Origin of the sequence: Micromonospora inyonensis, assembly GCF_900091415.1 — a bacterium.
GTDB classification, from domain to species: Bacteria; Actinomycetota; Actinomycetes; order Mycobacteriales; family Micromonosporaceae; genus Micromonospora; species Micromonospora inyonensis.
Genome location: NZ_FMHU01000001.1, coordinates 401,244 through 420,414 on the forward strand (window position 1 = coordinate 401,244; position 19,171 = coordinate 420,414).

Genomic DNA, 19,171 nt, shown 5'->3' on the forward strand with positions numbered 1-19,171 from the left:
ACGGCTCGCCTGTCGCTGCTGGTCGCCCCGCCCGGAGAACTCCGGACACAACAAAGAGCGCCTGGGGCCACAATTCACCAGGCGCACACAGAGTCTCTGGTAACCAAAACTGCAACGAAACCAAGCTATCACGGATCCGGCTCGGTGGCACCTGGTTTCTCCGATCCGGTGCCGTCCGACACCTCCGTCGCCCCGGCCACCAGCGCGGTCAGCCCCGCGACGTCCAGCAGGTCCGCCGGGCGGACGGTCACCCCGTCCCGGACGTAGTGGAACGCCGCGCCCACCTGCTCGACCGGCAGCCCGGCCAGCTCCGCCCAGGCCAGCCGGTACACCGCTAGCTGCACCGCCGCCGCGTCGGCCTCCGCCCCGGCCGGCTGCCGGCCGGTCTTCCAGTCGACCACGTCGTACCGGCCGCCGGGGCGGGTGAAGACCGCGTCCATCCGGCCCCGGACCACCACACCGGCGATCACCGTGGCGAACGGCACCTCCACCTCCAGCGGCACCCGGTCGGCCCACTCGCTGGTCAGGAAGCGCTCCTGGAGGGCGAGCAGCTCGCCGTCCGGGGCGGCGTCGGCGTCCGCCGCGCCGGGCAGCTCGTCCACGTCGAGCAGCCGGTCCGCGCCGAAGCGCTGCTCCAGCCAGGTGTGGAAGGCGGTGCCCCGGCGGGCGTACGGGCTGGGTGGGGTCGGCAGCGGACGGCGCAGCGCACGGGCCAGCGCCTCCGGGTCACGCCGCAGCGCGACCAGCTGGGAGACCGACAGGTGCTCCGGCAGCGTCACCTCGACCGTCCCGGCCCCGCGCAGCGCCTCGGCCCGCTCGGCCAGCAGCAGGTCGGCCTCCCGCCGCCAGCGGACCGCCTCCGGGTCGTCGGCCGCGGACGGCCCGTCGACCGGAGTGTCCGCCGACCCACCCGTCGGCTGCGCCACCGGCCCGCCGGCAGGCTGGTCCACCGCCGCCCGGGGCGGGCCGTCCACCGGATCGTCGCCGGCCAGGAACCCCCGGACCAGGGCCGCCGCCTCGGCGAGCACCGGACGGCGGGCCCCCAGCGGGTCGGCCGGCCACTCGGCGCGGAGCACCACCTCGGTGGTCGGGTTGACCGCGTCCCCGGCCGGCTCGGGCGCCCACGTGTCGACCACGTGCCCGTCCCGGGCGTCCAGGCACGCGTCGTGCACCTCCCGGAGGAAGACCGAGGGACCCCGGGGACGCTTCGTCCCCTCCCCCCACCAGTAGCCGGAGCAGAGCAGCAGCCGGCGCGGCCGGGTCACCGCCACGTACGCCAGCCGCCGCTCCTCCCGCTCGTCGTGCGCCCGCCAGTCGTCGACGAAGTCGGCCAGCCCCCGCGCCACCCCACGCTGGTCGACCGCCTCGTCCAGGGCCAGGTCGGGCAGGCCGTCGGCGTCCCCGCGCAGCGGGAACGGCAGCACACCCAACCCGCCCAGGTAGTGGTCGGAGTTGCGGACCTGTCCCGGCCACGCCCCCCGGGTCAGCCCGGCGACCGCCACGACGTCCCACTCGAGTCCCTTCGCGGCGTGCGCGGTGAGCACCTGCACCGCGCCCTCCACCACCTCGACCTCACCCGGGGTGAGCCCCCGCTCCTCGTCCTCGGCGGCGGCGAGGAAGGCCAGGAAGCCGGCGAGGGTCGCCCCCGGCGTCTCCCCGCTGAAGCGGGCGGCCACGTCACCGAGGGCGTCCAGGTGCCCCCGGGCCAGGCCGGCGTCACCGGCACCGTCCCGACCGGCCCGGACGGCCACCTCCACGTCCAGACCGGTGGTCCGCTCCACGTCCGCGACCAGCTCCGGCAGGGACTGGTCCAGCCGGTAGCGGAGCAGGGCCAGCTCCCGGGCGTACGCCTTCAGCCGCGCGTACCCCTCCGCCGAGTACGCCTGCGCCGGACCGAGGTCGGCCAGCGCCTCGACCAGGGTCGCCTCGTCGAGCACGTCGACCCCGTCCGGGATGGACGCCCCGCCGGCCAGCTCCCGCCGAGCGGCGGCGATCTGCCGGGCCCGCCGGTGCAGGGCCACCAGGTCCCGGGGGCCGATCCGCCAGCGCGCCCCGGTGAGCAGCCGCAGCAGCGCCGCCCCGTCGGTCGGGTCGGCGAGCACCCGCAGCGTGCAGACCACGTCCCGGACCTCCGGGGTGTCCAGCAGTCCGCCCAGCCCGACCACCTCGACCGGCAGCCCCCGGTCGCGCAGCGCCGACTCGATCGCCGGGATCTGGCTGCGGACCCGGACCAGCACGGCGGTGGTGGGACGCCGGGGCACCGGGATGTGCTCGGGCAGCGCGCCGGGCATCCGGGCCGCACCGCGCCAGGCGGCGAGGACGCTGTCGGCGATCCACCCGGCCTCCTCGGCGTACGTGGGCAGCAGCGCGCAGTGCACCGTGCCGCCGGCCGCCCCCCGGGGCGTACGGTGCGGGATCGGGTCGGCGACGGTCGAGGCGGCCCGCAGCTCCGGCACCCGTGCCCCGGCGGCCCGCAACGGGGTGGCGAACGCGTTGGCCACGCCGAGGATCTCGGGGCGGTTCCGCCAGCTGGTGGTCAGCCCGAGCACCCGGGCCGGCTCCCCGTCGACGCGGGTGAACCCGCTCGGGAAGCGCTCCAGGGTGCCGGCGCTCGCCCCGCGCCAGCCGTAGATGGACTGGCACGGGTCACCGACCGCGGTGACCGGGTGTCCATCCCCGAAGAGCGAGTGCAGCAGCACCACCTGCGCGTGGCTGGTGTCCTGGTACTCGTCGAGGAGCACCACCCGGAACCGGTCCCGTTCGATCCGGCCGACCTCCGGGTGGTCGCGGGCCACCCGGGCGGCCCGGGCCAGCTGGTCGGCGAAGTCCATGGCCTCGAAGTCCGCCTTGCGCCCGGCGTACGCCCGCACCAGCGGCAGCAGCCGCAGCCGGTTCTGCTGGACGCCGAGCGCCTTGCGGACGTCGGCGTAGACCTTGCCGGGGCGGGACTGGACCTCGGCGAAGAACCGGCCGGTCCAGGCGGCCAGGTCGTCCGGGTCGACCAGGTGCTCGTCCAGTTCGGCGGCGAGCGCCAGTACCGCGTCGGTGACCGTGCTCGGCGTCCGCTGGAGTTCGGAGAGGTCCCCGTCGTGGTTGCGCACCAGCAGGTCCACCATCTGCCAGCGGGACGCCTCGGTGAGCAGCCGGGTGGAGGGTTCGTAGCCGGAGCGCAACCCGTGCTCGGTGACGATCCGGGCCGCGTACGAGTGGTAGGTCGCCACCGTCGGCTCGCCGGCCAGCGGGTCGTCGAGCGGGTCGTGCCCCGGCCGCCCGAGCCGGCGGATCAGCTGGTCGAGCCGGGTACGCACCCGGTGCGCCAGCTCACCGGCCGCCTTCCGGGTGAAGGTGAGCCCGAGGATCTGCTCGGGCCGGACGTACGAGTTGGCGACCAGCCAGACCACCCGGGCGGCCATCGTCTCGGTCTTGCCCGAACCCGCGCCCGCGACCACCAGCAGCGGCTCCACCGGCGCGGCGATGATGGCCGCCTGCTCACGGGTGGGCGCCGGCAGCCGCAGCAGCCGGGCCAGCTCCACCGGGGTGTACCGGGGACCGGAATCGGCCGCGCGCGGCGACGGCGCGGGGCTGGTGCCGAAGAGCGCGGGCTGGGTCAAGACAACTCCGGGTCACGGGTGCTCGGCGGTTCGACGACCTGGCGCCCCTTGCCGGAGACCGGGCAGCTCGTGCGGACCGGGCAGACCCGGCACTTCGAGTTGGCGACGGCGGCGAAGGTGGCGGCGGCCATCGTATCGGCGGTGCGCCGGACCAGCGCGGTCGCCCAGCCGGCCTCCGGCCCCTGGCCCGCCGGCGCCTGGCCCTGTTCCCGCGCCTCCTTCGACCCGGTGCCGAGCTGCACCAGGGCCGCCCCGCCCGAGGAGTCGCCGTACTCGGCGAACGCTCCCGCCTCGACCGCCGCCTGGTACGCCCCGAGCTGCGGGTGTTCGGCCAGTTCCGTGCCGACCGTGGTGGACCGGCCGGTCTTCAGGTCGACCACGACCAGCCGGCCGTCCGCGTCGATCTCCAGGCGGTCCACCCGCCCGACCAGGTCGACCGGGCGGTGCGGGTCGTCCAGCCGGACGGCGAACTCGTGCTCGATGGCGAGCAGCCGACGCGGATTGACGGCCAGCCAGCGGAGCAGCTTGTCCACCATGGCGTGGGCACGGGCCTGCTCGGGGCCGGCCATCCACCGGGCGGCCAGCTCGATCGCGTCGAACCGCGCGGTGACGTACTCCAGCAGGGTGGAACGGTCGACGCTGGCGTTCTCGGCGAGCATCGCGGCGGCGTGCACCAGGTTGCCCACGCTCTGGGCGGTGCTCGGTGGCGCCCCGCCGCCGTGCCGTTCCAGCAGCCAGCGCAGGCTGCACCGCAACGCGCTCTCCATCGCCGACGGGGTGACCCGCACCGGCTCGCCGTCGTCGACCAGCGGCCGGTCGTCGGTGAGTCCGCGCAGCCCCCACCAGTCGTCCGGGTGCGCGCCGGGCACCCCGGCGGCGGCGAGCCGAGCCAGTTCGGCCGCCGCGGCACGCCGCCGGGCCGCCGATGCCGCCGGGTCGGCCGCCGCGGTACGCAACTCCGCGACCAGGGCGGGCAGGGTCAGCGCCCGGGGCGGCCGGCCGACTGGCAGCTCCCCGGCCCGCCCGGCGTCCGCCGCCGCACCGTCCACGCCTTCGCCGGCCGGCTCGACGCCGTCCGCGCCTCCGCCGTCCTCGTCGGACGGGGCCACGGCGTCGCGCCCGGCACCGTCCACCGGCGGCGGCACCGGGTCGCGCGGCGTGCCGCCGTCCCCCCTCGGCGGCTCGGCGGCGCCGAGTTCGTACAGGAAGCGGCTCGGCTGTTCCTCGTGGTCGTCGCCCCCCACCGAGGCGGAGGAGACCGCGCTGACCAGCAGTCGACGCTGGGCCCGGGTGACCGCCACGTAGAACAGCCGTCGCTCCTCGTCGAGCAGCGCGGAGGTCTGCCCGGCCAGGACGGCGGCGGTGCCCGCGCCGTCGCCCCGGCCGGCGAGCACGTCCACCAGCCGCTCCGAGCCGAGCAGGCTGCCCCGCAGGCGCAGGTCCGGCCAGATCCCCTCCTGCACCCCGGCGACCGCCACCACGTCCCACTCCAGACCCTTGGCGGCGTGCGCGGTGAGCAGCCGGACGGCGTCCCCCCGGTCGGCGGTCGGGGCGATGGTGTCGGCGGGGAGGTCCTGCCCGAGCACGTGGTCGAGGAAGACCTCGGTCCGGGCACCGGGCAGCCGGTCGACGAACCGGGCCGCCGCGTCGAAGAGCACCAGGACGGCGTCCAGGTCGCGGTCGGCCGCGTCGGCCCGCCAGCGCCGGGCGGTCTCGCCCTCCCCGGTGGCGTTCCCTCCCTCGATCGCCGTCGACCAGCGCTCGGCCAGGCCGCTGGCCGCCCAGACCGCCCAGAGCACGTCCTCCACGGTGGTGCCCGGTCGGGCCGCCGTCTCGCGGGCGGTGGCGAGCAGCCCGGCCACCGTCTGGGCCGGCTCGGCCCAGCGCCGCTCGACGCCGGCCAGGGCGTCCGGGTCGCGCAGCGCCTCGACGACCAGGTCACCGGAGGGGCGGCGGTCGCCGGTGGCCAGCGCCAGCGCCCGCAGGCCCTGGCGCAGTCGCCGCTCGGCCAGCGGATCGGCCCCGCCGAGCGGGGAGTGCAGCAACGCGACCGCAGCCTCCTCGTCCAACCGCTCCGGTTCGAGGGCGCAGCGGAGCAGGAGCAGCAGCGGAGCCACCGCCGGTTGCAGGTGCAGCGGCAGGTCCTCGCCGTGCACCACGGTCGGCACCCCGGCGGTGTGCAGCGCCCGGCGCAGGGTGGGCAGTTGGAGGGTGGTCGACCGGACCAGCACCGCCATCCGGGACCAGGGCACCCCGTCGAGCAGGTGCGCGGTGCGCAGCGCGTGGGCCAGGTACGCGGACTCGCTCGTGGCCGACCGGAAGGTGCGGACCTCGACCACGCCCGGTGGCGCGTCGGGGACCGGTTCCAGCCGCCGGTGGGTGACCGGGCCGCGCAGTCGCCGGGCCAGCCGTCCCGCCGCGGCCAGCAGCTCCGTCCCCGCCCGGTGCGAGGTGGTGAGCACCACCTGCGCCGCCGGTGCCCCGGAGGCGGTCCGGAACCGGTGCGGGAAGGCCGTCACGCCGGACGGGTCGGCACCCCGGAAGGCGTACGTGGAGGAGTCGGGGTCACCGAAGGCGACCAGGGACTTGCCGCCACCGGCCACCACGGCGAGCAGGTCGTACTGGGCGGGGTCGGTGTCGGCCAGCTCGTCGACGTACACGTGGGCCAGCCGGCGGCGCTCGGCCTCCAGCAGCTCCGGGTCGTCGAGCAGCAGCCCGGTGGCGGCCCGGACCAGCTCGGCCGGGTCGTACGCCACCGAGCCCCGGTTGCTGACGTCGCGGAGCGCGAGCACGGAGACGTACTCCCGGAGGAAGCGCGCGGCGGCCGGCCAGTCGGAGCGGCCCAGCCGCTCGCCCAGCCGGGCCAGCTCCCCCGGCCCCACCCCGCGTTCGGCGGCGCGCATCAGCAGGTCGCGCAGCTGGCCGGCGAACGCCCGGGTGCGCAGCGCGGGGCGCAGGTCCTCGGGCCAGTCCACCGGGTCGTCCTCGGGGCTCTCCCCCACGACGTCGAGCAGTTCCCGGATGATCAGATCCTGCTCCGGGCCGGTGAGCAGCCGGGGAGACGGCTCGCCGCGCACGGCGGCGGCCCGGCGCAGCAGGCCGAAGGCGTACGCCGGGAAGGTCCGCACCAGCGGCTCGCGGACCACGCGGTTGCCGACGGCGACCCGGGCCTCGATCCGGTGGCGCAGCGCGGTGGCGGCCCGCCGCCCGAAGGTGAGCACCAGCACCCGCTCCGGGTCGACGCCCTCGGCCACCCGCGCCGCGACCGCCTCGACGAGGGTGCCCGTCTTTCCGGTGCCGGGACCGCCGAGCACCAGCATCGGCCCGTCGGTGTGGGCGACGACCTCCGCCTGCCGGGGATCCCCCCGCCACCCCGGCGCTGCCGGGGTGGGACCGTCTGCCCAGGTCAGTCCCTCGGGCCGGCGCACCAACCGGTACGTCTGCATCCGACCATCACACCACGCGCCCCCGACACCCCGTCCCCACCACCGCCGGTGGTCAGGCGGGTCGGCGGGTCAGGGGGAGGCGGGAGTCGATGGTGTCCAGGGCCTCGGCGAGGGTGTGCGCCACCAGGAGGAGATCCTGCCCGGCGGGCTTGACGAAGTGCTGGTCGGTCAGGGTGGTGAGCCAGTCCAGCAGGGGGCGGTAGAAGCCGTCCGTGTCGAGCAGCACCATCGGCTTGTCGTGCATCGCCAGGGTCGCCGTGGTCCACACCTCGAAGAGTTCGTCCAGCGTGCCGAGCCCGCCGGGCAGGGTGAGGAAGGCGTCCGAGCGCTCGATCAGCACCGTCTTGCGGCTGGCCATCGAGTCGGTGACCAGCAGTTCGTCGGAGGCCAGGTCGGCAACCTCCAGGTCGACCAGCGCCTGCGGGATCACCCCGACGGTCCGCGCGCCCCCGGAACGCGCGCCGTCGGCCAGCGCCCCCATCATGCCGACGCAACCGCCTCCGCTGACCAGCGTGTGCCCCCGCCGGGCCAGCTCCGCCCCCGTGTCGAAGGCGAGGTCGAGCCAGCGCCGGTCGAGGGTCCGGGAGGAGGCGCAGAACACGCCGATCGCGGCCACCGGCTCAGCCCTCCCGACGCTCGTCGGCCGCGGCCCTCTGGTCGGCGGCGGTACGGGCCACCGCCTCCTCGCGTACCGCTTCCTGCTCGGCGGAGAGCTGCGCCTCGGCCTCGACGATGTGCCGGACGGCCGCGTCCACGTCGTCGGTGAGGCAGATCAGTTCCAGGTCCACCGGACCGATCTTGCCATCGGCGGCCATCGTGTCGCGCAACCAGTACAGCAGCCCCCGCCAGTAGTCCGTGCCCATCAGCACCACCGGGAACCGGGTCACCTTGCCGGTCTGCACCAGGGTCAGCGCCTCGAAGAGTTCGTCCATGGTGCCGAATCCACCGGGCAGGACGACGAACGCCTGGGCGTACTTGACGAACATGGTCTTGCGGGCGAAGAAGTAGCGGAAGTCGATGGCCAGGTCGACCCATTCGTTGAGGCCCTGCTCGAAGGGAAGCTCGATGCCGAGGCCGACGGAGAGCCCACCGGCCTCACTGGCCCCCCGGTTCGCCGCCTCCATCACCCCCGGCCCCCCGCCGGTGATGACCGCGTACCCGGCCCGGGCCAGCGCCGCCCCCACCTGCTCGGCCAGCTGGCACTCCGGACTGTCCGGCTTGCTCCGGGCCGAACCGAAGACGCTCACCGCCGACGGCAGGTCGGCCAGCGTGTCGAACCCCTCGACGAACTCGGAGAGGATCCGCAGCGCACGCCAGGCGTCGCGGGTCTTCCAGTCGGCCCGGCCCCGCGAGTCCAGCAGCCGCTCGTCGGCGGTGCTGGTCGGCAGGGCCCGGCGGCGCAGCGTCACCGCGCCCCGGTGTCGTACCTCGGACAGACCGTGTCCGGTGTCCCGTCCGTTGCTCTGGCTCATGCAAGCCACCGTAGTGGAGTGCCGCGCCGCAGGTCGGGAGGGTCGTCCGAGAACTCGCGGCCACCGGCGGACGGGACGTCCGGTCGACCGGGAGACGAACTCCCGCCATCGGAACGCAACTTATTCGGTCGCACGTGCGTCCTACTATTCACACACGGGGGACGCCCCCGGCGCGCCTTCGGGGGAGGAGCAGCGTGATCAGCAACAACGAGAGGATCCGGATCCGGCGGCAGATGCAGCGACGGATCCGGGACGTGGTGGCCGAGCGCCGTCGCGCCCGCCAGATGCAGACCATCGAGCTGGCCGGCGAGACCGAAACGCGGGCGGACGTCGACGTGCCCGCACTGAGCAACAGCTGACCGACCGCACGACGGCTGTCCGCGCGCACCGGGGGGGTGACCGCGCGCGACAGCCTCGGCCGCCCGGGTGGCCAGGTCGTCTCCTGGTCACCCCGGGCGGGTCGCCGGTCGGGCCGGCCGGCGGTGGGTCAGGCCGGGGCCAACCACCGGTGCAGGGTCGCCGCCCCGTCGCGGATCTTGGAGATCTCGACGTGCTCGTCCTTGTGGTGCGCCAGGTTCGGGTCGCCGGGGCCGAAGTTCAGCGCGGGGATGCCCATCGCCGCGAAGCGGGCCACGTCCGTCCAGCCCAGCTTGCCGATCGGTGCCGCGCCGACCGCCGCCAGGAACTCCTGCGCCACCGGCGCGTCCAGCCCCGGGGCCGCCCCGGCGGCCACGTCGGTCACGGTCAGCTCGAAGCCGTCGAGGACCGCACGCAGGTGCGCCTCGGCCGCCGCCGGGTCCCGGTCCGGCGCGAACCGGTAGTTGACCTCGATGTCGCACCGGTCCGGAACGACGTTGCCCGCCACCCCGCCGGAGATCCGGACCGCGTTCATCCCCTCCCGGTACGCGCAGCCGTCGATGGTGACCCGACGGGCCTCGTACGTGGCCAGCCGGCGCAGCACCTCGCCGGCCCCGTGGATCGCGTTCACCCCATTCCAGGACCGGGCCGCGTGGGCGCGCTCGCCGACCGTGGTGACGACCGCCCGCATGGTGCCCTGGCAGCCCGCCTCCACGATGCCGTAGGTCGGTTCGAGCAGCACGGCGAAGTCCGCCCGGAGCCACTCCGGGTGTGCCGCGGCGACCAGGTGCAGGCCGTTGTACTTCTGCTCGATCTCCTCGCCCTCGTAGAAGAAGTACGTGACGTCGTACCGGGGGTCGGGCAGGGTGACCGCCAGGTGCAGCGCGTACGCCACGCCGGACTTCATGTCGGAGGTGCCGCAGCCGTACATCAGGTCGCCGCGCATGCTGGACGGGAAGTTGCCGTTCAGCGGGACGGTGTCCAGGTGGCCGGCGAGCACCACCCGCTGCGCGCGGCCCAGCTCGGTACGGGCCATCACGGTGTTGCCGTACCGGTGGGTGGTCAGGTGCGGGACCGCCCGGAGCACCTGCTCGACACAGTCGGCGATCGCCTTCTCGTTCAGGGACACGGACTCGATGTCCACCAGGGCACGGGTCAACGCCACCGGATCGGCGAGGACCTCGGGGGTCAGCGGGTTCTCCATGGTTCGCACGGTACCGTCAGGGCGGTAGGAGCCGGCAGTGAGCGTGCGCGCCCGCCGGCCGTGAACGAAGGGTGAAACCGTGACGTCCGCACAGTCTGCCTGGGGTATCGGCGTGGCCACCGTCACCGCCGACGACCAGGTCCTCGACACCTGGTACCCGACCGGCAAGCTCGGCCTCGGCGAGCTGCCCCTGGTTCCCGGCGAGGAGAAGGCGGACGTGCTCGACCTGCCGCCGGGGGCGGTCGGCGAGCGGGCCCTGCCGGGTCTGCGTACCGTCGAGGTGGTCACCGTGATCGGCTCGCTGGACGACCCGATCAAGGACACCTCGGACGCGTACCTGCGGCTGCACCTGCTCTCCCACCGCCTGGTGCGGCCGAACGGCCTCAACCTCGACGGCATCTTCGGCAAGCTGGCGAACGTGGCCTGGACGTCGGCCGGGCCGTGCCCGCCGGAGCGGGTGGACGAGCTGCGGGTGATCGAGCGGGCCGCCGGCCGCCACCTGGCCGTGTACGGGGTGGACAAGTTCCCCCGGATGACCGACTACGTGGTTCCCTCCGGGGTGCGGATCGCCGACGCCGACCGGGTCCGGCTCGGCGCGCACCTCGCCTCGGGCACCACCGTCATGCACGAGGGCTTCGTCAACTTCAACGCCGGTACGCTCGGCACCTCGATGGTGGAGGGGCGGATCGTCCAGGGTGTGGTGGTCGGCGACGGCTCCGACATCGGCGGCGGCGCGTCGATCATGGGCACCCTCTCCGGCGGCGGCACCGACCGGATCAGCATCGGCGAGCGCAGCCTGATCGGGGCGAACGCCGGGGTCGGCATCTCCCTCGGTGACGACTGCGTGGTCGAGGCCGGCTGCTACGTCACCGCCGCGGCGAAGATCACCCTGCCGGACGGCCGGGTGGTCAAGGCCCGCGAGCTGTCCGGCGTCGACGGGCTGCTGTTCCTGCGCAACTCGGTCACCGGCGCGCTGGAGGCCCGGCCGCGCACCGGCCAGGGCATCACCCTGAACGCCGCCCTGCACGCCAACGACTGACCCGGCCCGTCCCGGCCCGTGGCGAGCCCACGGGCCGGGACGCCGACGCGCCTCACCCCAACCGGTACGCCTGCATGATCCTCTGGGTGACCACGCTGCCGTCACTGCCGGTGGCGCTGGCCCGTAACGACACCCAGCCCGGCCCGGACGGGTGCCGTACCGTGGCCACCCAGCCGGAGCCCTGCTTCCGCACTCGCGCCGGCTGCCAACTGTCGCCCCCGTCGTACGAGACGTCCACGGTCAGCGCGGTCACCGTGGCCGCCGGTGTTCCCGGTGGCCGTTGCACCGTCACCGGGATCGTCGCGACCCGCCCGGCCGGGGCGGTGCCGGTCCCGTCCAGCCCCGGCGCGAAGCGGACCGCCATCGCGGGCTGCCCGACCGGGGCGTCCCCCGGCACGCGGGCGGAGCGGAACGTCCAACTCGCGGCCACTTCGGTGCTCAGGTCGGTGAAGTCCCGGGCGGCGAACACCTCCAGCCGGTACTCGGCGGCCTCCGGTGGGACGACGAACAGACCGGACCCGGCGGAGGGGCTCTCCCCGACCAGCTCGCCGTTGCGGTACAGGACCGTCCGCTCGGTGTCGGCGAACGAGATTCCGGCATGGCCGCGGGCGTCGCTGAACACCGGGATGTCCACCAGGATCGTGTCGCCGTACCGGGTGATGCCGGAGTCCGGCGCGGGAAGGGCCGGCCCCGACGGCGCGCCGTTCCACTCGTCCCGGTGGGAGCGCCCCGCCGGGTAGGCGACCGGTTCCGAGAAGTGCGTCGTGCGGCTCTCCAACCACCCGCCGTCGGCGCGTTCCCCGGTCCCCAGGATCGACCACCAGCGCAGCCCGGCGGCGGCGTTGACGTACTCGACCCGGCTGCCGGGCAGGGCGGTGGGCAGCGCGACCGCGTACGCGAAGCCGACCCCCTCCTGCCGCGGGAAGACCACCCGGTCCGCTTCCACCGTGGGGTCACCGAGGAACCGTTGATGGACGGCGGCCAGGTCACGGTGACGGTAGTCCCGGACGAACCCGGTCGGCACCGTGCCGCCGAACGTCTCGCTCAGCGCGTACAGGTACGGGCTGACCTCCGCCTCGCGGTGGACCCACTGACTGGAGATCGAGCTGACGAACCGCTCCGCCGGGACACTTCCGCCGACCCGGCCGGTCCGGACGCCGGTGAAGTCGTCGCCCCCCACGCCGAAGCCGTAGGAGCCGTGGTCGGCGGTGAAGTGCACGGTGACGTTCACCATCCCCGGCACCGCCGAATCGTCGGGCACGGCCATCCGGACCGGCCCGGTCCGCCGTGCGTCGACGGTGACCCGGGTGTCCCCGTCGAGGGTCAGTTCCGGCTGGGCGAGCAGGGCGAAGCCGCCTTGGGCCTCGGTGAAGAGGGCACTGGCCAGCCCGTAGCGGCCCTTCGGGACCCGGACCGTGATCACGTCGCCGGCACCGTGGAGCTCCTGCACGTACCACTGGTCGAGGCCGTAGAGCTGGGTCCAGTGGTCGTTCGCGCGCGCCCCGGTCCCGTCGAGGATCTCGACGGTCAACTGGTAGCTCTCTACCTCCCGGTGCACGGTCAGCGGGGTCGCCACCGTGCCGGCGTCGGAGCGGGCCACGAGCCGGCCGGTGTAGTACCCGTCGGGCCCGGCCACGCTGGTGTCAGCGGCGACCGGCACCTCCGCCCGACCACCGGCCGGGACGGTCACCCGGTCCGCGCCGAGCCGGAACATGCCGGCCGGCGCGGGCGCGCCGTCGGGGCCGGTGACCACCAGGGTCAGGTGCAGGGTCACCGGACTGCCGCCGGGGTTGCGGTACGCCACCGACCGGACGACCGGGGCATCGTCGTGGTGCGGCCACATGGTCCGGCCGAACGAGACGCTGGGCGGGTCGCTGGTGACCCGCTGGTCGACGGCGGCGGCCACGTCGACCCGGCCCGCGCCCTGCTGGAAGACGGTTTGCTCCGGGTGCGCCCGCGCCGAGGCCATCAGGAGGGCCTTGAGCTGACCCGCGTCCGCCCCGGGACGCTGCTGGGCCAGGAGCGCCGCCGCGCCGGCCACCTGCGGGGCGGCCATCGAGGTGCCGGAGAGGCTCACGTGGCGTTCCCCGACCGGGTCGCCGATCTGTCCCCTGGCGGCCCGTGCCGCGACGATGCCGACACCCGGTGCGGTGACGTCGGGCTTGATTCCCTCGTCGTACGGGCGGGGGCCCCGGCTGGAGAACTCGGCGAGGTCGTCCGCGCGGTCCACGGCGCCGACGGTCAACGCCGCGTCCGCGCTGCCCGGGGAGCTGACCGAGGCGTCGGAGCCGTCGTTGCCGGCGGCGATCACGAAGAGCGCACCGGTCTGCGCGGTGAGCTTTCCGACCGCCTCCTCCAACGGGTCGACCTGCGGGGTGTCCGGGCCACCCAGGCTCAGGTTGACCACCGCGGCCCGCTGCTCGACCGTGGCCCACTGCATGCCGGCCAGGATCGCCGACTCGGTGCAGAACTCGCTCTCGCACACCTTGCCGGAGAGCAGGGTGGCGTCCGGCGCGACCCCGCGGTACCGGCCGTCGGCGGCGGCTCCGCTGCCGGCGATGATCGACGCGACGTGGGTGCCGTGCCCGACCGTGTCGTCTCCGTCGGCGGTCTCGGCGAAGTTGCGGCTCTCCGCGACCCGTCCGGCCAGGTCCGGATGCGTCGCGTCGACGCCGGTGTCGAGCACCGCCACCCGTACGCCCCGACCGGTCCACCCGTCGCGGTGCGCCTCGGGCGCGCCGATCTGGGCCACGCTCCGGTCCAGGTTCACCCGACGCCGGCCGTCCAGCCAGATCCGGTCGACGCCCCCCGTCGTGTCGACCCGGTTGCCGGCCGTACCGGTGGTGAGCGCCGCCCAGACGGCGGCGGCCCGGTCCTTCGTGGCCGCGACCGCCGCGCCGCCGATGGCGGGCAGGTCCCGGGTGACGCGGGTGCCGACGGGAGGGGCCTTCCGTTCCGCCCCGCCCCGGTACCGCACCAGCAGCGGCAGGGTGTCCCGCCGCGCGTCGTCGTACCCGGCGGAGACCAGTTCGGTGACGTCGAAGAGCCGCTGGTCCACCCGACCGGACCGGACCAGGTGCACCGCGTCCCAGGGCAGGACGGAGAGGTGGTCCCCGGTCCGGCGGGTCACGAACGTCATGCCGGCCCGCCCGGAACCCGGGCGGACGCTGACCGCGGTGCCCCCGGTGACCGTGACCCGGTCCCCGGTGATCAGTGTGACCGTTACCGGACGTCCGGCACCCGTGGCCGTTGCCGGGGTGACGGCCGGTCCGGGGCCGGTCGCGGCCGGAGCGGACGACGCGGGCGGTACGGCCGTGGCCGCGCCGAGCAGCAGACCCAGGACCAGCCCGACACCCACGGATTTCCCTGTTCATGGCACGCGACCTCCTTGAGGAGCGTTCTCGTCGATGCTGATCACATCGACACGGCCCGCCCCACGTTTCCATATCAGATCTCCACAAAATGTCCTTGATCCGACCAGAAAACCCGGAACCATATGCAACCTTCCTGGCCTGCCGGCCGTCCCTGCGGCATGCTCGACGGGGTGACGTCGATGAGGGAACGCATGCTCGCCGGGGATCTGTACCGGGCGGACGACCCGGAGATCCTCGCCGAACTGGACTGGGCCGCCCTCGCGATGGAGCGGTTCAACGGCAGTCGCGCGGACGACCCCGAGGGCCGGCTCGCCACCCTCCGGGAGCTGCTCGGCTCAGTCGGCGAGGGCACCTGGGTCCGGCCACCGTTCCACTGCGACTACGGCTCCCGGATCACCATCGGGCCACGCGGGTTCGTCAACGTCAACGCGGTCTTCCTGGACGTCGCCCCGATCACCATCGGCGCCGACGCGCAGATCGGGCCGAACGTGCAACTGCTCACCGCCACCCACCCGGTCGAACCGGAGCCCCGCCGGGACAAGTGGGAGGCGGCCCGCCCGATCACCATCGGCGACAACGTCTGGCTCGGCGGTGGCGTGATCGTGCTCCCCGGGGTCACCATCGGGGACAACACCGTGGTGGGCGCGGGCGCGGTGGTCACCCGGGACCTGCCACCGAACGTAGTGGCCGTCGGTAACCCCGCCCGCGCGGTCCGCACTTTCGGCTGACCGCCTCGGATCCATCTGAGCTGCAAAAACGGATAGAACTACTGGCCCCACCCGCCCCCATCGGAGCACTCTGGGTAGTGACGCCGTCACCGGGAGGCAGGGATGGCTGGTCGAGTGCTCGAACTACGCGTGCACGGCGTGTCCAATACGCCACCGGACGAGCTGCTGGGCCTGCTCCCGGAACCGGACGGACCACCCCCGCAGCCGTGGCTCGTCGCCGGTGACGAGGTCACCGGCTTCTACCGTCGCCCCGGGTCCGACCAGGACGAGCGGGTCACGGTCGAGGCGTACAGCTGGGGTCGGCTGACCTCGGGCGCGCGGACCGCGCGGGACGTCGAACGCGCACTCTGGACGGTGCTGCTCCCGTTCACCCTCGCCAACGTCGCCCTGCACGCCCGGCCGGAGATCCCCGCCGACCCGGAGCGGGAACGGTGGTCCTGCCGTGCCGGCATCGTCGGCTGGCTGATCCGGCTGTTCTGTCTCAGCCTGACCGGCACCCTGGTCCTCACCGCCACCGGAATCGGGGTCGACCTGATCGGCTGGCAGTGCGTGGACCGGAGCTGCCTGCGCCGGCTGCCCGGCCCCTGGGAGTTCCTCGGGCACGGCTGGTGGAGCCAGGACGCGCACGCGCTCGCCGTCGGGCTGCTGGTGCCACTCGCCCTGATCGCGCTGGTCGGGCTGCTCAGCTGGCGTACCTACCAGTACGAGGCGGAGATGCCGGTCGGACCGGGCGTCGTCCCCCCGGTCGGGGTGCCGATGGTCAACCCGTTGCAGGACCCCACCTTCTGGTGCGGCGAGGGGCAGCTACGGCGGGCCGCCGTGCTGCACCTGTGCACCGGTACGGCCGTCGCGGCGGCGGTACCGCTCGGCGCGGTACTGGTGATGGACCCGCCGGCCGGACCACGGGCCGTCCTCGCCGGGCTCACCGTGGCCCTGCTGGTGCTCCCGGTGACGGTCGCCGTGGTGGCCCTCGGTCGGCCGTACCTCACCCGACGCGGTGGCCGGACCCCGCTCGGGCCGTACAGCGCCCTGGTCGTGGTCAGCACGCTGGGCGGATTGGCCGGCACCTTCGCGCTCCTGCTCCTGCCCGACGGCCCGGCCGGCGTGCCCCTCGCCGAGCTGCGCCCGCCGCACGGCTGCGTCGCCACACCGGACGCCGCCGGCTGCCGGGCCGACCGTTCCCTGCCCGGCTACGACGGGGTGATCGCCGGGTGGGGCGTCGGGCAGCTGTTCCTGCTGGTCGCGATCGGCGCGGTCGCCCGCTCGGGGCGGCGGGCGCTCGTCGTACCGGCCGGCGCGGGGCTCGCCCTGGTGGCCGCGGTCGCCTGGACGTCCGGCTGGCTGCCCGGGGCGTCCGCGCCACCCGAGGGCCCCGACCTGTGGATGCTGGTGGGCTCGGCGGTCGCGGTGGCCGGCACCGGGCTCCTCCTCCCCCGCGCCGCCCCGGTCGACCCGCCCGGGACGGGGCACACCGGGCTGGCCTGGGGTGGTCGGGGCCCGATGCTGATCGCCGGGCTCGGCTGGCTGCTCGCCGTCGCGTACTGCACGGGGGTGGTCTACTGGGTCGGCAACCGGCTCAACCCCGACGACCGGGTCGGCGTCGTCCCGCCCGTGCCGGTGACCTGGGCCGGGCTGGTGTTCGGCGGATCGCTGCTGGTCGTCCTCGTCAGCGCCGTCCATGCCGGGATGCTCTTCGCCCGGCTGCGCCGGCAGGAGTACCAGCACCTCAGCCTGCCCGGCCGCCGGCTCTCCGCCCACGACCTGCGCCGCTGCCGGGACGTGAGCACGTTCCGTGCCCTGCACCGACTCGTCGGCGAACACGCGATCCGGCTCGGCGGGTGGTGCGGCGCGGCACTGCTCGCCCTCGCCGCGCTCGGCTGCGTCGCCGCGCTCTCCGGGACCGGTCCCCACCGTGCGCCGGACAGCGGCTGGGCGGCACTGGTCGACGGGGCGGCCGACGCCGGAGACCGGCTCCTCGGCTTGCTGCCCGTGGTGGTCGCGACGCTGGGCCTGCTGGTGTACCGCAACGACACCGTCCGCCGGTCCGTCGGCGTGATCTGGGACGTCGGCACGTTCTGGCCCCGGTCCGCCCACCCGTTCGCCCCGCCCAGCTACGCCGAACGCGCCGTACCGGAGTTGCAGACCCGCACCGCCGGCCTGCTGGCGCTGCCCGAGGACGACCCGCGCGGGGTGGCGGGCATCATCCTCTCCGGGCACAGCCAGGGCGCGGTGATCTGCGCGGCCGTGCTCCTCCAGTTGCCGGCCCGCTGGCGGCGCCGGGTCCGGTTCTTCTCGTACGGCTGCCAGCTGACCCGGCTCTACGGGCGGGTCTTCCCGGCGTACTTCGGCCCCCACCGGTTGCCGGTGCTGGCCGACGCGCTCACCGACCGGCACGGTCGCACCGGCTGGACGAACTTCTGGCGGGAGACCGACCCGTTGGGCTGGCCGGTGCCCGCCGCCCACCGTCAGGTCAGCGTGCGGGACCCGGAGGGGCTGCACCCGACCGGCGGCGAGGTCGTCGACCCGCCGATCCGCAACCACGGCGGGTACCCGGAGTCCCCGGAGTTCCTCGTCGAGCGGGAGCGGGTGGCGGGGCTGCTGCGCGGGACCGTCCCGTCACCCCGGGAGGGGGTCGGCTAGCCGGACCACCAGGTCGGCGCGGTGCGCGGTGCCGGCCACCAGGGCCGCGTTCGCCTCGTCGGACCCGCGCGCCCAGCGCTCCGCCTCGGCCGGCGACCGGCCGTACGCGACGTGCCGGGCGGTGAGCCGGCGCCGCCGCAGCCCGGCGTCCAGGTCGAGGAACCAGGCGTCGTGCAGCAGGGTGCGGACCTCGTCCCAGGGGTCGTCGGGAAGGAGGAGGTAGTTGCCCTCGGTCACCACGAGCGTGACCCAGGGCGGCACCGCGATCGACCCGGCGACGGGTTCCTCGATCTCGCGGTGGAAGGCCGGCGCGTACACGGCGACCGGCTCCAGCCGGTGCAGCCGGCGCAGCAACGCCGCGAAGCCGTACGCGTCGAAGGTCTCCACCGCGCCCTTGCGGTCGGCCAGACCGAGCCGGTCCAGCTCCGCCTGGGCGAGGTGGAAGCCGTCCATCGGCACCAGCCGGGCGGTCGGCCCGACCTCGGCGACGATCCGCTCGGCGAGGGTCGACTTCCCCGCACCGGGAGCCCCGGCGATGCCGAGCAGCTGCCGGGGCCCGGCGACGGCCAGCTCCCGGGCCCGGGCCACCAGCTCGTCGACCGGGCACTCCCGGGCCGGCACGGGACCGGGCGCGGACGGCCGGGGCATCAGCCCAGAACCGGCTCGCTGATCGCGAACCGTGCCTCGACGGCGGCCTGGACGGTCTGCTGCTGCGGGTCGAGGTCGATCTCCGGGGCCCCGGCTGACTCCGCCACGCCCGTGAAGCCGGCCGCCCGGAACGTCATCGGCTGGGCGGCCATCCCCGAATCGGAGAGTTCGATCAGGCCGGTCACCCGGGCACCGAGCGCCTCGGCGTACTCCCGGGCCCGGTTGAGCGCCTCGGCGATGGCGGCCTGCCGCGCCTGGCGGTGCACCGGGCTGTCCGGCCGCAGCGACCACCACGGGCCGGCGACCGAGACCTGGTCCTGGTCGGCCAGCCGGAGCATCAGCTCGCCGAGGGCGGCGAAGTCGGTGACCGTGACCGTGGTGGTGACGCTGCCGTGGTACGCGACCACCCGCTCGCCGGAACGCTTCAACTCGGGCCGGACCCGCAGCTCACCGGTCTCCCGGCGGTCCACCGCCGGACCGTAGCCGTCGAGCAGCACCCGGATCGCGGCGGCCCGCTCGGCCAGCCGGGTCAGGGTCACCTCGCGGTCCCGGTCACGGGCCATCGCGGTCACCGTGAAGCGGGCGATCTCGGGCGCCACCTCCCGGTACGCTTCGCCGCGTACCGTCACCACCGGTCCGTCCACCATGAGCT

Annotated in this window: 12 protein-coding genes; 4 read left to right on the plus strand and 8 right to left on the minus strand. The window is 74.9% G+C overall.

The annotated features are described in order from the left end of the window. Positions 1-128: 128 nt before the first annotated feature. From GA0074694_RS01595 to GA0074694_RS01610, 4 genes are read right to left on the minus strand one after another with little or no spacing between them, the layout of a single operon-like run. Positions 129-3,611 carry an ATP-dependent helicase gene (locus GA0074694_RS01595; protein ID WP_091451304.1) on the minus strand — a complete coding sequence of 1,161 codons (3,483 nt, stop codon included), beginning with the start codon at positions 3,609-3,611 and terminating at the stop codon, positions 129-131. Continuing rightward, a complete protein-coding gene (locus tag GA0074694_RS01600; protein ID WP_091451307.1) occupies positions 3,608-7,057 on the minus strand; it encodes an ATP-dependent helicase in 3,450 nt (1,149 codons plus the stop codon). The genes GA0074694_RS01595 and GA0074694_RS01600 overlap by 4 nt, the downstream gene beginning before the upstream one ends. Positions 7,058-7,109: 52 nt before the next feature. Continuing rightward, the gene (locus GA0074694_RS01605) at positions 7,110-7,673 is read right to left on the minus strand and encodes an LOG family protein (protein WP_091451310.1); all 564 of its coding nucleotides are present in this window, start codon (positions 7,671-7,673) and stop codon (positions 7,110-7,112) included. Between the two features lie 4 nt (positions 7,674-7,677). Next, positions 7,678-8,529 carry an LOG family protein gene (locus GA0074694_RS01610; protein ID WP_091451314.1) on the minus strand — a complete coding sequence of 284 codons (852 nt, stop codon included), beginning with the start codon at positions 8,527-8,529 and terminating at the stop codon, positions 7,678-7,680. Positions 8,530-8,723: 194 nt separating this feature from the next. On the opposite strand from GA0074694_RS01610, the gene GA0074694_RS31330 reads away from it, so the two are divergent. Beyond that, the gene (locus GA0074694_RS31330) at positions 8,724-8,888 is read left to right on the plus strand and encodes a hypothetical protein (protein WP_176737746.1); all 165 of its coding nucleotides are present in this window, start codon (positions 8,724-8,726) and stop codon (positions 8,886-8,888) included. 128 nt (positions 8,889-9,016) lie between these two features. Here the strand turns inward: GA0074694_RS31330 and dapE are convergent, their stop codons facing one another. Further along, entirely contained in the window at positions 9,017-10,090 is a 1,074-nt protein-coding gene (gene dapE, locus GA0074694_RS01615; RefSeq protein WP_091451318.1) for a succinyl-diaminopimelate desuccinylase, read from the minus strand. 79 nt (positions 10,091-10,169) lie between these two features. On the opposite strand from dapE, the gene dapD reads away from it, so the two are divergent. Beyond that, positions 10,170-11,129, plus strand: a complete 960-nt coding sequence (dapD, locus tag GA0074694_RS01620) for a 2,3,4,5-tetrahydropyridine-2,6-dicarboxylate N-succinyltransferase (protein ID WP_091451321.1) — start codon at positions 10,170-10,172, stop codon at positions 11,127-11,129. A gap of 52 nt (positions 11,130-11,181) precedes the next feature. Here dapD and GA0074694_RS01625 read toward each other — a convergent pair whose 3' ends face one another. Beyond that, the gene (locus GA0074694_RS01625; protein WP_091451325.1) at positions 11,182-14,487 is read right to left on the minus strand and encodes a S8 family serine peptidase; all 3,306 of its coding nucleotides are present in this window, start codon (positions 14,485-14,487) and stop codon (positions 11,182-11,184) included. Between the two features lie 186 nt (positions 14,488-14,673). Here GA0074694_RS01625 and GA0074694_RS01630 point away from each other — a divergent pair, with 186 nt between their 5' ends. Both GA0074694_RS01630 and GA0074694_RS01635 read left to right on the plus strand, forming a co-directional pair. Further along, complete coding sequence (locus GA0074694_RS01630; protein ID WP_091458491.1) at positions 14,674-15,231, plus strand: sugar O-acetyltransferase; 558 nt, start codon at positions 14,674-14,676, stop codon at positions 15,229-15,231. Between the two features lie 102 nt (positions 15,232-15,333). Next, complete coding sequence (locus GA0074694_RS01635) at positions 15,334-17,871, plus strand: hypothetical protein (protein WP_091451328.1); 2,538 nt, start codon at positions 15,334-15,336, stop codon at positions 17,869-17,871. On the opposite strand, the gene GA0074694_RS01640 is transcribed toward GA0074694_RS01635, so the two are convergent. Both GA0074694_RS01640 and GA0074694_RS01645 read right to left on the minus strand, forming a co-directional pair. Next, entirely contained in the window at positions 17,848-18,519 is a 672-nt protein-coding gene (locus GA0074694_RS01640; RefSeq protein ID WP_091451331.1) for a nucleoside/nucleotide kinase family protein, read from the minus strand. The two genes, GA0074694_RS01635 and GA0074694_RS01640, sit on opposite strands and share 24 nt — an antisense overlap. Next, positions 18,519-19,166: an SIMPL domain-containing protein gene (locus GA0074694_RS01645; protein WP_091451335.1), complete on the minus strand. Its 648-nt coding sequence runs from the start codon at positions 19,164-19,166 to the stop codon at positions 18,519-18,521. Before GA0074694_RS01645 ends, GA0074694_RS01640 begins: the two co-directional genes overlap by 1 nt. Positions 19,167-19,171 lie beyond the last annotated feature (5 nt).